Raw genomic sequence first — 12,731 nt, 5'->3', positions numbered from 1 at the left:
ACTCTAAAACGGCGCCGATTCGTCGGCGAGCTCTTCGGCCTTGGATTGCGCAGGCGCCGCATCCGCCGCCGCGCCCAGCTTCATCTCCCCGCCCAGCGCCTCGATCAGCTCCGGCACCAGCTGGCCGAGCTCGCCGGTCGCGATCGCCGCATCGGCATCGAAGTTGTCTTCCTTGCCCGAGGCCGGCGCATCGTCGAGCGTGCCTTCGAGAAACACGATCTTGCGCAGCTGCAGGCCCTCGGTCAGCTCGAAGGACACGCGGTCGTCCCAGGTCATCGCGAGCCGGGTCGGGCGCTTGCCGTCGGCGATGTGCTGGCGCACCTCCTCGATATCGAGCGGGTGCTTGGCGTAGCGCACCACGGCCTTCGACTCGTCGCTGGCCTTGAGCTCGCACTCGCGGTCGATGGTGAAGCCGGCCGGCGGCTCCTGGGTCGAGAGCCAGTCCGACATGGCCACGGCCGGCTCGACCTGCGTGTTGATCTGCGCCACGGCAAAGCCTTCGAGCGCCTTCACCAGGCTGGTCACCACCTCGTCGGCGCGCGCCACGTTGCTCGCATTCACCACCAGCCGGCGGGCGGCCGGGTCGATCCACACCGCGATGCGCGCATGGCGCGTGAAGGCCAGCGGCAGCAGCTCGTGCGTGACGTCTTCCTTGAGCTCCTTCTTCTCCTTCTTGCCCGGCTTGCGGCCGGTGGTGGCCTCGATCTGCGCGGCGCGCTCCTCGACCTTTCGGCGAACCACCGAAGCCGGCAGCGTCTTGCTTTCGATCATGTATTCGAGCAGCCACTGGCCGCCGATGGATTCGACCAGCGGGCCGTGTTCCTCGCCGCGGGGCTCGACCCAGCCGGCGGACTTTTCCTGCGAAGGTCCGCAGGGGACGAAGCGCAGCGGGTCGAGGGCCTGCTCGACCTCGCCGTGCGACTGCGACCACGATGCTTCGATGCGGTAGACGATGACGTTCTTGAAGACGGACACTGAAACGAACCCTTTTCTGGCTGATTGGCAAAGCCGTGCATTGTCGGCGGGACGAAGTCGGTCACCGCCGTAAAATCGCAAGCTTTTGCGACATACCCCCTTCCCCAAAGGACAAAGAACATGAGCGCGCTCCCCGCATTGGACGACCGTGACGGCAAGATCTGGATGGACGGCGATCTCGTGGACTGGCGCGACGCCAAGATCCACGTGCTGAGCCACACGCTGCACTACGGCTGCGGCGCTTTCGAGGGGGTGCGGGCCTACAAGACCGTCAACGGCACCGCGATCTTCCGCCTGGCCGAGCACACCGAGCGCCTGTTCAACAGCGCCAAGATCCTGCGCATGAAGATCCCGTTCTCGCCCGAGCAGCTCAACGAGGCCCAGAAGCAGGTGGTGCGCGAGAACAAGCTCGAGAGCTGCTACCTGCGCCCCCTGGTGTGGATCGGCTCGGAGAAGCTCGGCGTCAGCCCCAAGGGCAACCGCATCCACGCCATGGTCGCGGCCTGGGCCTGGGGTGCCTACCTGGGCGACGAGGGCCTGAAGCGCGGCATCCGCGTCAAGACCTCGAGCTACACGCGCCACCACGTCAACATCACGATGACGCAGGCCAAGGCGGTCAGCAACTACAGCAACTCGATCCTCGCCAACATGGAGGCGCTGGACGACGGCTACGACGAGGCGCTGCTGCTCGATGCGAGCGGCTTCGTCTCCGAGGGCGCGGGCGAGAACATCTTCGTGGTCAAGGGCGGCGTGGTCTACACGCCCGACCTGTCGGCCGGTGCGCTCAACGGCATCACGCGCAACACCATCCTGCACATCTGCAAGGATCTCGGCATCGAGGTGGTGCAAAAGCGCATCACGCGCGACGAGGTCTACATCGCCGAGGAAGCCTTCTTCACCGGCACCGCGGCCGAAGTGACGCCGATCCGCGAGCTCGACCGCATCGAGATCGGCATCGGCTCGCGCGGGCCCGTCACCGAAAAAATCCAGAGCGCCTTCTTCGACATCGTGAACGGCCGCAATCCCAAATACGCCCACTGGCTCACGAAGGTCTGACGAGATGTCCAACGCTGTGATCGAACTGCTGGCCACGGACCTGAACCACCAGGGCGGCGTGTTCTGCCCCAACCCCAAGGCCGACATGAAGCTGTGGAGCGCGCACCCCAAGGTGTACCTCGACGTCGCGCGCACCGGCGAGTCCAAGTGCCCCTATTGCGGCACGGTGTACCGCCTCAAAGCGGGCGAGGTCGTGGCGCATCGCCACTGAGAGCGAGCGCATCGCGGCGCGGGATCAGCCCGCGCCATGAATCGCCCGGCTCCTGCGCGAGCCGCAGGTAGATCGCCGCCACCCACAGCAGGCTGAGCCCGATCTGCGCATCGCGCAGTGCCGAGTTTGCGTTGGTGGCGATCAAGAGGATCAGCTGCGCGACGAAAGCGTAGCGTCCGATCAGGTCGTCGCGGCGCCAGGCCAGCCAGATGCCGGTCAGGATGATGAGGAGCAGGCTCAGCGCGCCCGGGATGCCGGCCTGCGAGCCCATCCACAGGAAGTCGTTGTGCGGCATGTTGTAGTCGGCCAGCAGCTTGGGGCCGCGCAGGTGCCACTGCTCGGTCCAGCCGCCGATGCCCCAGCCGGCGAACGGCCGGTCGATGATCATGCGCCCCGTGTCGCGGTACATGTAATAGCGCACCACCCAGCTGCCTTCGGACACCGCGCCGCCTTGCGCCTGCTCCAGCTCGTGCACGCCGAGCTCGAACTTCCGCTGCACGGCTGGCGAACTCCAAAGGCCCGCGGCCACGACCGCTGCGCCCAGCACCATGGCAAGCGAGAGCACGCCGAGCCTGCGCCGCCACTGGTGAAGACAGGCCGCCGGAATGACCAGCAGCATGGCCAGCAGCGAGGTGCGCGAATCCAGCTTGAAGAAGATGATCACCACCACGGCCAGCGTGATCGCGAATGCGGGTACGGCCTGCCAGCGATGGCGTTCCGACAGTGCCGCCAGCCCGAACACGGCCGCCGTCGCACCCACGACGGTGAACAGCAGGGCGTTGCTGATGGACTTGTTTCCGACCGGCATCACCACGCCGCGCCAGGCCTCCGGGACCTGGAAGCCGAACGCATGGGATGTCGCGATGAGCACGATGTTCGCCAGCGCCATCAGCAGGAAGCCGCGCAGCGCCCACAGCGCCTCCTCGCGCGTGAGCGACAGCGCCATCAGCAGCGTGGCCGCGATGCGCAGTCCGTGCACCAGGTTCGACGGCGTTTGCGGGTAGTGGGGCCCGAACGCGAGCACCACCAGCGTCCACACCACGTAGGCGATGACCGGCCACCACAGCGGGTTGCTGCGCAGGCGGACGGCGCGTTCGCGCCAGCCGCCGGCCGCGAACAGCGCAACCAGCAGCAAAAAAAAGGCAAGGTAGGGGACGCCGACCGGCATGAACACCGTCAGCCCCCAGAACATGGCTGCGGGGCGGACGAGTTGCGATCTCTGCATGGGGGCGGATTTTAGGTGCCGCCGCCGCACCGTTTCCTGACCTTTCCTGACTTGGTCGGCCAGCCTGCGGCCGCCGCCGGGCCGCCCCAAGGCGGCCGCGCCCACGTGCAACCGCCAGAAGCGGCAGCCCTTCGGTCCGTCCAAGGCTGCGCGGGCAGCCTTGGAGCCGCGGACCTCAGCCCCTCGGGGGGTGAAGTTACACGGAGCGAAGCGCAGTGAAAAGCCGGGGGGCCTAGGGCCTGTTAACGCTATTTGCGGGGATCGCGTTGCCCAGCCAAGGGGCTGGATGCAAGGCGCCCGTGCGCAGCAAGGCTTGCGCCTTGCAAGCGCGGGCAACGCCGCAGACGGCCCCTTGGCTGGGCAACCCGGAGGGAAGGCCTGCCAGGGCGCGCCACTCGGCGTTGCGCTCCTTGTGCGTGCCGACGCACGCACGGCGTCGCGCGCCTTGATTGGCCCGCCCTGGCAGGCCTTCGCGACCCCGCAAATAGCGTTAGCAGGCCCTAGTTCGGCAAAGCGATCACGAAGCTGGCGCCGCCGCCCGGCCGGTCTTCGCAGCGCACGCTGCCGCCGTGGCGCTCGGTGATCGATTTGACCAGTGCGAGGCCGAGGCCCACGCCGCCGTTGCGCTCGCTTGCGCCCGGCAGCCGGTAGAAGGGCTCGAAGATACGCTCGCGCAGCGCCGCCGGCACGCCGGGGCCGCGGTCGTTGACGCGGATCTCGGCGGCGTTGCTGGTGCTGTCGAGCTGGACACTGATCTCGCCGGCTCCGTAGCGCCGCGCGTTCTCGAGCAGGTTGCGGATCGCGCGGCGCAGCAGGCGGGGCACGCCGCGTACCGTCAGCGCGGCGCTGCTCGCGTCTTCGGCCACGTCGAGCTCGGCGTCGACGCGCGCGCACTCTTCGGCCGCCAGGCCGGTGAGGTCCACCGTCTCGATGGTGCCCATGTCGGCTTCCTTGGCGTCGAGCCGGCTCGCGAGCAGGATCTCGTCGATGAGCTGGTCGAGCTCGGCGATGTTGCGCGCAATCTCCACGCGCGCGGCCTCGCTCGGCCGCTCGCCCATCAGTTCCAGCCCCATGCGGATGCGCGTGAGCGGCGAGCGCAGCTCGTGCGAGGCATTGGCCAGCAGCGACTTGTGCGAACGCACCAGCTGCTCGATGCGGGCGGCCGCCCCGTTGAATCGATTGGAAAGATCGGCCACTTCGTCCTGCCCTTCTTCGGCGACGCGCACCGACAAGTCTCCTTCGCCCCAGCGCTGCACGCCGCGCTGCAGCGCTTCGAGCCGTTTGGTGAGCCGGCGCACGATCGGGTAGACGCCCAGCGCCACCGCGACGCCGACCAGCGCGACCATCCAGCCCAGCCCGAAGGGCGTGCGCCAGGCCGCCAGGCCGCTGGTGCCGCTCTGGCGCGGGCGCGGCGCCACGCGCAGCGACATCGCACGGCCGTCCTCGAGCGTCACGTCGAATTCGAGCCCCTGGCCGGGCACGCGCACGGCGCTTCCGGTGCCGATGGCGCGCTCCTGGTTGTTGAGCACCACCACCTCGCGCGGCACGGCCGACAGCCGCTCGCGCTCGTTCTGGGCCGCCTCGCGCACGATCCAGTTGGCGGTGAGCGTGAGAATGACGACGCCGGCCACCACCGCCAGCCAGACGCGGACGTAGAGGTGGCGCCGGTACAGGTTGATCAACATTGGGGCCTCACGCGGGGGTGATTCATGTGTTGTCAGGCCCCTAGTCCTGCTGCTTCGCGAAAACGTAGCCCACGCCGCGCACGGTCAGGATGCGCTTCGGGTTCTTGGCGTCGACTTCGATCGCGGCACGGATGCGGCCCATGTGCACGTCGATCGAGCGGTCGAAGGCCTCGAGCTCGCGGCCGCGCACGGCTTCCATGATCTGGTCGCGCGTGAGCACGCGGCCGGCGCGCTCGGCCATCGCGACCAGCAGGTCGAACTGGTAGGAAGTGAGATCCGCCGGCGCGCCGCCGACCGTGACCGTGCGCGCATTGCGGTCGATCTCCAGCGTGCCGAAGCGCATCACGGTGGCGGCCGCCGCCTCGCTCGTGGTTTCGCTGCGGCGGCGCAGCACGGCGCGGATGCGCGCCAGCAGTTCGCGCGGCTCGAAGGGCTTGGGCAGGTAGTCGTCGGCGCCGATCTCCAGGCCGATGATGCGATCCATCGGGTCGCCCTTGGCGGTCAGCATCAGCACCGATACCTTGGCCAGCCCGTTGGGCAGGGCCCGGATCCGGCGGCAGACTTCGAGGCCGTCGGTGTCCGGCAGCATCAGGTCGAGGATCACGAGGTCGGGCGAGCGCTGCTGCAGCAGCTCGAGCCCGCTGGCGCCGTCGGCGGCGTGGCTGAAGCCGAAGCCCGACTGGGTGAGGTACTCGCCCACCATTTGCGCCAGGCGGGCGTCGTCTTCGATCATCAGGAGTTGGGGGGTGCTCATGGCTGTAGGTTGTCCTTCTGGCGCCAAGCAGGCTTGAACGCTCCGTAAAGTTGGCGTAAACCTCGAAGCGACTGGTATCGGTCAGCCCGGCGCGAAGAGCATGGGCGCTTGCGTGCAGCCGGGCGAGGCGGCAATCGATATTTTCTCGGCCAGCACGGCACGCAGGGCATCGCCGTCGAGGCCCGGATGCTCCCCGGTGGCGCGCACCAGGATCTCGCCGGCCAGCGCGCGCAGCTGCTCGACCGAGGCCCGCATGCGGATGCGGAAGGCATCGTCGTCGAGCCGGTCGTTGAGGCTGCGGTTGAGTTCGGCGAACCAGGGCAGCGCGGCCTGGTCCAGCATCACGGCCGGATTGCGCTTCTCGCTCAGGGCCGACCAGGCGCGCAGGAAGTCCTGCACCGCGAAGTTGAGCCGCTGCCCATGCTGGAGCTCGTCGCGCAGGCTGCCGAGCAGGGCGAGGTCGGTCAGCCGCTGCTGGAAGAAGATCTGCGAGAGCACGCCCCAGTAGTAGGTGTAGTCCCAGATTACCTTCACCGGCAGCACCTCGGGGTCGCCGAAGAGCGAATACTGGTCGGTGTAGAGCGCGAGCGTGCTCTCGTAGAAGGAGTGGTAGATCTGGTCGTAGAGCTGGGCGCGCGCATCCACCGAATGCCCGGCGCGGTCGTGCGCGATCAGGTCGGCGATGTAGGTGTTGCTCATCGCGATGAAGTCGCTGCCCGGGGAATAGAAAGGGTCGAGGAAGAGTCCTGCCTCGCCGGTCAGCGCCCAGCGCCGGCCCGAGAACACCTGCTTGCAGCCGTAGGAGAAGTCGCGGAAGAAGGCGAAATCCTGCAGCAGGTGGCGCTTGCCGTCGAGCTCGTCGAAAAGGCGCGGCTGCCAGGTTTGGAACCACTGCATCGCCTTGTCAAAGCTGTCGATGGTCTCGATCGGATGCAGCCGCGGGTCGGCCACGATGCCGACCGAATGCGAGCCCGAGGCCAGCGGGATCAGCCAGACCCAGTAGCCGGCGCCGACCAGGTGGTTGGTCGAGAGCCAGCGCGCCTGCGGCTCGCAGCGGGCGCGCCACTCGGCGTTGTCGGACCAGTCGTCGATGGTGATGCGCTCGCCGATGCGGAACCAGACGGCATTGCATTCGTGCGCATTGGGCTCGGCCAGCCCGAGCTTGCGCTTGAGCAATCCGGCACGTCCGCAGGCGTCGATGAGCCAGCGCGCATGCACGAGGTGCGTCTCGCCGTCCTGCGTCCAGGCGAGGCGGTGCGGCTCGCGCGGGTCCTCGGCCAGGTCGATGCGGCGCACCAGGGCGTTGTCGACGAAGCGCACCCCGCGGCGCGTCGCCTCCTCGGCCAGGTAGTTCTCGAAGATGCCCCGGTCGATCTGGTAGCTGGGGACCGAGAGATAGCGGCTGGCGCCGATCTCGGTCACCTGGTCGATGTCGCGCCGGCCCTCGCTGAAGAAGAAGCGGAAGCCGAACTTGCGCAGCTGGGCGCCATGCATGTGCGGTTTGAGCCCCAGAACCGTGTCGAAGTAGTGGGCGCCGATCTCAACCGAAGATTCGCCCACCTTGTGCGCCGCATGCGGCACGGGATGCGCGCGGCGCTCCAGCACCACGATGTCGATGTCGCCGAAACGCTGCTTGAGCTGCAGGGCGAGCGTGAGCCCCGCGAGTCCCCCGCCCATGATCACGACATCGTGCCGGCGGAGGTTCGGGTTCATGGCGGCTTCCTCAGCCTTGCGGTTCGAGCCGCAGTTGCAGCGACAGCGTGCCCGACAGCGGCAGGGCGAGCGCCTCGGGTTTGCCGCGCGCCAGGCTTTCGAACAGGGGCAGCGCATCGGCCATCGCATTGGCCTTCAACGCGCGCGCCGCATCGGAAGACGGGCGCGGTGCGGCCCTTTGCGTGCCGCTCGCGAGCGACCATTCGAAGGAGGCCACCGTGCGTTCGGTGCGTGCCGGTGCGATCACCAGCGCCACGGCCAGCAGGTCGCGGCTGGTGACCACCGAGGCGAGCGCGCCCACGGCGGGCACGTCGAAGCCGGCCAGGAGCACCGCCTCCTGGTCGGCCGCACACTGTGTCGCGGCCTCGAGCAGGCCGGTCGCGAAGCTGTTCTCGTAGGCCGACACCGAATTGCTCGCCGCCATGCAGCCGGTGCCGATGGTCCAGTAGCCCACCGCCGCGTTGTGCACCGAGTTGTGGAACTTGATCGGCGACAGCAGCTTGGGGTCGCCGGCGAGCGTGCTGGACATGTAGTCGTTGATGCCGAGGTCGCCGTGCGCCGAGGCGAACACGCAGGGCAGCTGCGCGGCGTTGCGCCCCGAAGCGGCGATCGCGGCTGCCGCGACCTCGAGCGCGAGCGCCACCGTGTCGGGTGCGCGCCGCCGCTCGGCCGGCGCCAGCAACTGCGGCGCAGGCCGCTTGGCCGGCGGATCGGCCGGCTGCACCTCGCCGCGGAACACGGCGCGCGCCGTCTCCCAGCCCGGCAGCGTCGGCGCCCAGAACGCCGGGCCTTCGATGTAGAGGGTCGGTGTCCTATTGCTCATTGAAGTACCTCCGTGCTGCGCGCTGCGGTGCGAGCCCCTTCGGGCGGCCGGGCGGGGCTCAAGCGCCCGCTCCCTTGCCGAACACCAGCGAACAGTTGTTGCCGCCGAAGCCGAAGGAATTGGAGAGCGCGTAACGCACCTCGCCGTGCGCCGGCTGCAGCCTGATCTGCGGGCCGCAGTCGGCGTCGAGCGCCGTGGTGTTGACGGTGCCCGGCTTCAGCCCGCGTTCGATGGCCAGCAGGCTGATCACGGCCTCGACGATGCCGGCCGCGCCCAGCGTGTGGCCGGTGAAGCCCTTGGTCGAGCTCGCATGCGTGGCCGCCGGGAAGCGCCGGGCGACCAGCGCGCCCTCGACCTCGTCGTTCTTCATGCTGGCCGTGCCGTGCATGTTGATGTAGTCGATGGCCTCGGGCGCGAGGCCGGCGCGCGCCAGCGCCTCGTCGAGCGCGCGCTCGGCGCCCAGACCCTCGGGATGGGGCGTGGACATGTGGTGGGCGTCGCTCGCCTCGCCGTAGCCCAGCAGTTCGAGCCTGCCGGCGCCGCGCTCGAGCAGCGCGAAGCCCGCGGCCTCGCCCAGGCTGATGCCGTTGCGGGCCGCATCGAAGGGCCGGCAGGGCTGCGGCGAAACCAGTTCGAGCGAGTTGAAGCCGAACAGCACGCTGCCGCACAGCGTATCCACGCCGCCGACCACGGCGGCGTCGACCAGGCCCAGGCGGATCAGCCGCTCGGCCGAAGCGAAGACCTTGGCGCTCGACGAACAGGCGGTCGAGAGAGTCTCGGCCGGGCCTTCGAGGCCGAGTGCCTGCTGCACGAACATCGCGAGCGAATGGGGCGTGTGGACCAGCGGCCGCCGTTGATCGGCCGGGAAGCCGCCGCCGGCATCGAGCTGCGTGTAGGCCAGTTCGGTCTCGCCGATGCTCGAGGTGGAGGTGCCGAGCACCAGCGCGATGCGCGCCGCGCCGTAGCGCTCGCGCGCCGCAGCCACCGCTTCGACGAAGCCGTCGGCCTGCAGGCCGAGCCAGGCCAGTCGGTTATTGCGGCAATCCCAGCCGGCCAGGTCGTCGGGCAACTGGAGTTCTTCGAGGCCGTCGACGCGGCCGATCCAGGTGGGGAGCGGTGCGGCGCCGAAATCGTTGGCGCGCAGGCCGCTCTTCGATTGTTCGATTGCGGCAACGAGGGCTTCCTTGCCGATGCCGACGGCGGAGGTTGCGGTGTAGGCGCTGATCTGGAGAGGAGGAATGCGGGAGGGCACGGTGCAGGAGAAGGGGTGGGATGAGAGTGGCACAAGACTACCAGTTGGATGCCGGATCGCGATGTCGGTCAATCCCCTGGCTCAAGGGGCGCCGTTGAGGTGCGCCTGGGCAGCGGCGGCGAGCTTGGGATCGAAGGTGGCGAGCGGCGCGCGGAGCTCGGCCGCGAGCCACAGGTAGGCAGCATCGTAGGCCGAGATCTGGTAGCGCCGCGCCAGCGCGAACTGCGCCGGGATATCGACCGGGTGCAGCTGGATGTCGTAGGCGCGGTAGTCGGCCAGCGCCAGCGCGACGGAATCCGCGGGCCAGTCCTGTCGCAGTTTCTTGAGCGCGACGCTCGCGATCTCGTGATCGAGCAGGTTCGGCGCGTGCAGGCTGTGGCCGACCAGGCGTGCCAGCGAGGCATCGCGCATCGGCTCGTCGAACAGCACGGCGCTGAGCGCGCTGCAGTCGACCACCATCGGTGGCCGGATCAGGTAGGGCACCGGCGGTTCGGTGGCGCGGGGAGCGGGTGCCGGCGCGCTCACCGGACGTCCCGTTCGGTGCGAATGATGTCGACCGCGTCGGGGCCGTTGGCGATGGGCTGCGGAAAACGGGCGCGGTGCTCGGCCGCGATCTGTTCGATGGACTTGCTCGCGCGCTGAAAGGTGTGGGCGGCCTCAGGCTTCGGCTCGCCGGCGGCCTGCTCGATGATGGCCATCAGCTCGCCTTGCAGCGAGCGGTGGTTGCGTGCGGCGCGTTGCCGCAGGCGCTCGGCGATATCGTCAGGAACGCCCTTGATTGACAGATTGGCCACGCGAATGCCTCCAGTGCGGAGCCATTATGGCGCCGTTTTGAAGGCTCGGGAGGCCAGCGCCACCAGCAACAGCACCGGCGCGCCCAGTGCCGCAGTGCCGACGAAGAAGGCGACGTAGCCGTAGTGATCGACGAAGACCCCCGAGTAGCCGGCAATGAACTTGGGCAGCAGCAGCATCAGCGAACTGAACAGTGCGTACTGCGTGGCCGAGTAGCTGATGTTGGTCAGGCTCGACAGGTAGGCGATGAAGGCGGCCGAAGCGATGCCGCTGGCCAGGTTGTCGGCCGAGACCACCAGCACCAGGCCGGTGAGATCGTGCCCGCGCGTTCCGAGCCAGGCGAACAGCAGGTTGCTCGCGGCGCTCAGCACTGCGCCCAGCATCAGCACGCGCATCACGCCGAAGCGCATCGACAGCACGCCGCCGACGAAGGCGCCCACCAGCGTCATCACCACGCCGTAGATCTTGCTGACCGTCGCGACCTCGTCCTTGGTGAAGCCCATGTCGACATAGAAGGGGTTGGCCATGATGCCCATCACCACGTCGCTGATGCGGTAGACCGCGATCAGCGCGAGGATCAGCGCGGCCTGCCACTTGTAGCGGCGGATGAAGTCGGCGAAGGGCTCGATCAGCACGCTTTGCAGCCACGCGGCCGCGTTCTTCGCCTTCGGCAGCGCCACGCGCACCGGCTCGGGCGACAGCAGCACCGTGATCACGCCGACCGCCATCGAGGCCGCCATCGCGAGGTAGGCAGCTTTCCAGGCCGCATTCTGGTAGCCCGCGCTGCCGGCGATCTCGGCCCAGGCCGCGATCCACAGCACGCCGGCGCCGGCCCAGATCATCGCGAGCCGGTAGCCGGTCTGGTAGGCGGCCGCCAGCGCGGCCTGCTTGCGCGTGGCGGCCGATTCGATGCGGAAGGCGTCGAGCGCGATGTCCTGCGTGGCCGAGCCGAAAGCCACCAGCAGTGCGCACCAGATCAGCGGCGCGAGCCCGGCGCGCGGGTCGTTGAAGGCCATGCCGACGATGCCGGCGATCACCATTGCCTGCGCCAGCAGCAGCCAGCCGCGGCGGCGCCCGAGCAGCGTGGTCAGCGGCGGGATCGGCAGCCGGTCCACCAGCGGCGCCCAGACCCACTTGAAGCCGTAGGCCAGGCCGACCCAGCTCAGGTAGCCGATGGTGGTGCGGTCGATGCCCGCCTCGCGCAGCCGGAAGCTCAGCGTGCCGAGCACCAGCAGCAAGGGCAGGCCTGCGGAGAAGCCCAGCGCGAGCATGCGCAGCGTGGCCGGTTCGAGATAAACCTTGAGCGCGTCGCGCCAAGGCAGGGCAGGGGAGGCTTCGTCAGCCGGGGGTGCGGACATGAATGAGGGTCTTTGGGGCTCTCTTATTATTCCCGCATGTGTTTGCGCTGCTTTTCTCGCTCCGGAACCTGGCAGGCCCGCCGCGCATTTCTGCTGGCCGCGGGCGCGGCCGCGGTGACGCCGGCGCTCGCGCAGGTCGAGGTCGGCAAGTCCTCGGTGGCGCGCAATCTGGTGCCGGCCGAGAACGTCGAGCAAGCGGGCGTGCAGCAGTACGGCCAGCTGATGGCGCAGGCCAAGGCCAAGGGCGCGCTGGCCCCGGAGGGCCATCCGCAGCTGCAGCGGCTGCACGCCATCTCGGCACGCATCATCCCGTTCGCTGCGCAATGGAACGAGCGTGCCGCGCGCTGGAAGTGGGAGCTCAATCTGATCGGCAGCAAGCAGATCAACGCCTTCTGCATGCCGGGCGGCAAGATCGCCTTCTTCACCGGCATCCTCGACCAGCTCAAGCTGACCGACGACGAGGTCGCGATGGTCATGGGCCACGAGATGGCGCATGCGCTGCGCGAGCATGCGCGGGCCCGCCTGGCCAAGAGCGCGGGCACCGGCGCCGCGCTGTCGATCACGGCCCAGCTGCTGGGCCTCGGGCAAGCCGGCGATCTTGCGGCGCGGGCCGGCACGCAGCTGCTCACGCTCAAGTTCAGCCGCAGCGACGAGACCGATGCCGACCTGGTCGGGCTCGAACTCGCCGCGCGCGGCGGCTACGACCCGAAGGCTTCGGTCTCGCTGTGGAAGAAGATGGCGCAGGCCTCGAAGAACCAGGGCGGGCTGAGCTTTCTGTCGACGCACCCGAGCGGGCCCGACCGCATCGCGAAGCTGGAAGCCAACGTGCCCAAGGTCGAAGGGCTCTACCGCGCGGCGAAGCGCAACTAGGCATCATGGTCGCTCGC

13 protein-coding genes are annotated in these 12,731 nt (G+C 68.8%); 3 read left to right on the top strand and 10 right to left on the bottom strand.

The genetic code is table 11. From position 1 onward, the window contains the following. Positions 1 to 3: 3 nt before the first annotated feature. Positions 4 to 975, bottom strand: coding sequence for a recombination-associated protein RdgC (locus tag EJI01_RS23545; RefSeq protein ID WP_126839557.1), 972 nt, complete (start codon positions 973 to 975; stop codon positions 4 to 6). A gap of 120 nt (positions 976 to 1,095) precedes the next feature. On the opposite strand from EJI01_RS23545, the gene EJI01_RS23540 reads away from it, so the two are divergent. Together EJI01_RS23540 and EJI01_RS23535 are read left to right on the top strand one after the other, a co-directional pair. Then, positions 1,096 to 2,031, top strand: a complete 936-nt coding sequence (locus EJI01_RS23540; RefSeq protein WP_126839556.1) for a branched-chain amino acid transaminase — start codon at positions 1,096 to 1,098, stop codon at positions 2,029 to 2,031. Between the two features lie 4 nt (positions 2,032 to 2,035). After that, positions 2,036 to 2,242, top strand: a complete 207-nt coding sequence (locus tag EJI01_RS23535; RefSeq protein WP_126839555.1) for a zinc-finger domain-containing protein — start codon at positions 2,036 to 2,038, stop codon at positions 2,240 to 2,242. Here the strand turns inward: EJI01_RS23535 and EJI01_RS23530 are convergent. The 9 genes from EJI01_RS23530 to EJI01_RS23490 all read right to left on the bottom strand — a co-directional run bounded on the left by EJI01_RS23530 (position 2,208) and on the right by EJI01_RS23490 (position 11,844). Beyond that, on the bottom strand, positions 2,208 to 3,467 hold the full coding sequence (locus tag EJI01_RS23530; RefSeq protein ID WP_126839554.1) for an O-antigen ligase family protein: 1,260 nt from the start codon (positions 3,465 to 3,467) through the stop codon (positions 2,208 to 2,210). The genes EJI01_RS23535 and EJI01_RS23530 overlap by 35 nt on opposite strands. 500 nt (positions 3,468 to 3,967) lie before the next feature. After that, positions 3,968 to 5,152: an ATP-binding protein gene (locus tag EJI01_RS23525; RefSeq protein ID WP_126839553.1), complete on the bottom strand. Its 1,185-nt coding sequence runs from the start codon at positions 5,150 to 5,152 to the stop codon at positions 3,968 to 3,970. 40 nt (positions 5,153 to 5,192) lie between these two features. After that, entirely contained in the window at positions 5,193 to 5,906 is a 714-nt protein-coding gene (locus EJI01_RS23520) for a response regulator (RefSeq protein WP_126839552.1), read from the bottom strand. Positions 5,907 to 5,987: 81 nt separating this feature from the next. Continuing rightward, the gene (locus tag EJI01_RS23515; RefSeq protein WP_126839551.1) at positions 5,988 to 7,619 is read right to left on the bottom strand and encodes an NAD(P)/FAD-dependent oxidoreductase; all 1,632 of its coding nucleotides are present in this window, start codon (positions 7,617 to 7,619) and stop codon (positions 5,988 to 5,990) included. 10 nt (positions 7,620 to 7,629) lie between these two features. Further along, the gene (locus tag EJI01_RS23510) at positions 7,630 to 8,442 is read right to left on the bottom strand and encodes a beta-ketoacyl synthase chain length factor (protein ID WP_126839550.1); all 813 of its coding nucleotides are present in this window, start codon (positions 8,440 to 8,442) and stop codon (positions 7,630 to 7,632) included. A gap of 58 nt (positions 8,443 to 8,500) precedes the next feature. Then, on the bottom strand, positions 8,501 to 9,694 hold the full coding sequence (locus tag EJI01_RS23505; protein ID WP_185879031.1) for a beta-ketoacyl-[acyl-carrier-protein] synthase family protein: 1,194 nt from the start codon (positions 9,692 to 9,694) through the stop codon (positions 8,501 to 8,503). An 81-nt stretch (positions 9,695 to 9,775) separates the two neighbouring features. Beyond that, positions 9,776 to 10,219, bottom strand: coding sequence for a type II toxin-antitoxin system VapC family toxin (locus EJI01_RS23500; RefSeq protein ID WP_126839549.1), 444 nt, complete (start codon positions 10,217 to 10,219; stop codon positions 9,776 to 9,778). Then, positions 10,216 to 10,488, bottom strand: coding sequence for a FitA-like ribbon-helix-helix domain-containing protein (locus EJI01_RS23495; protein ID WP_126839548.1), 273 nt, complete (start codon positions 10,486 to 10,488; stop codon positions 10,216 to 10,218). The genes EJI01_RS23500 and EJI01_RS23495 overlap by 4 nt, the downstream gene beginning before the upstream one ends. A 24-nt stretch (positions 10,489 to 10,512) precedes the next feature. Further along, on the bottom strand, positions 10,513 to 11,844 hold the full coding sequence (locus EJI01_RS23490; RefSeq protein ID WP_126839547.1) for an AmpG family muropeptide MFS transporter: 1,332 nt from the start codon (positions 11,842 to 11,844) through the stop codon (positions 10,513 to 10,515). A gap of 36 nt (positions 11,845 to 11,880) precedes the next feature. Between EJI01_RS23490 and EJI01_RS23485 the strand changes: the two genes are divergently transcribed. Continuing rightward, positions 11,881 to 12,714 (top strand): M48 family metallopeptidase, encoded by an 834-nt coding sequence (locus EJI01_RS23485; protein ID WP_126839546.1) that lies wholly within the window; start codon positions 11,881 to 11,883, stop codon positions 12,712 to 12,714. Positions 12,715 to 12,731 lie beyond the last annotated feature (17 nt).

Origin of the sequence: Variovorax sp. MHTC-1, from assembly GCF_003984645.1 — a bacterium.
GTDB lineage: Bacteria > Pseudomonadota > Gammaproteobacteria > Burkholderiales > Burkholderiaceae_C > Variovorax.
This window is presented reverse-complemented; position numbering and strand designations above follow the sequence as displayed.

What these genes read in the sequence shown, in the direction of transcription:
- EJI01_RS23540 (WP_126839556.1), top strand. Translation starts at nt 1,096, where the DNA reads ATGAGCGCGCTCCCCGCATTGGACGACCGTGACGGCAAGATCTGGATG.
- EJI01_RS23535 (WP_126839555.1), top strand. Translation starts at nt 2,036, where the DNA reads ATGTCCAACGCTGTGATCGAACTGCTGGCCACGGACCTGAACCACCAG.
- EJI01_RS23530 (WP_126839554.1), bottom strand. Translation starts at nt 3,467, where the DNA reads ATGCAGAGATCGCAACTCGTCCGCCCCGCAGCCATGTTCTGGGGGCTG.
- EJI01_RS23525 (WP_126839553.1), bottom strand. Translation starts at nt 5,152, where the DNA reads ATGTTGATCAACCTGTACCGGCGCCACCTCTACGTCCGCGTCTGGCTG.
- EJI01_RS23520 (WP_126839552.1), bottom strand. Translation starts at nt 5,906, where the DNA reads ATGAGCACCCCCCAACTCCTGATGATCGAAGACGACGCCCGCCTGGCG.
- EJI01_RS23515 (WP_126839551.1), bottom strand. Translation starts at nt 7,619, where the DNA reads ATGAACCCGAACCTCCGCCGGCACGATGTCGTGATCATGGGCGGGGGA.
- EJI01_RS23510 (WP_126839550.1), bottom strand. Translation starts at nt 8,442, where the DNA reads ATGAGCAATAGGACACCGACCCTCTACATCGAAGGCCCGGCGTTCTGG.
- EJI01_RS23490 (WP_126839547.1), bottom strand. Translation starts at nt 11,844, where the DNA reads ATGTCCGCACCCCCGGCTGACGAAGCCTCCCCTGCCCTGCCTTGGCGC.
- EJI01_RS23485 (WP_126839546.1), top strand. Translation starts at nt 11,881, where the DNA reads ATGTGTTTGCGCTGCTTTTCTCGCTCCGGAACCTGGCAGGCCCGCCGC.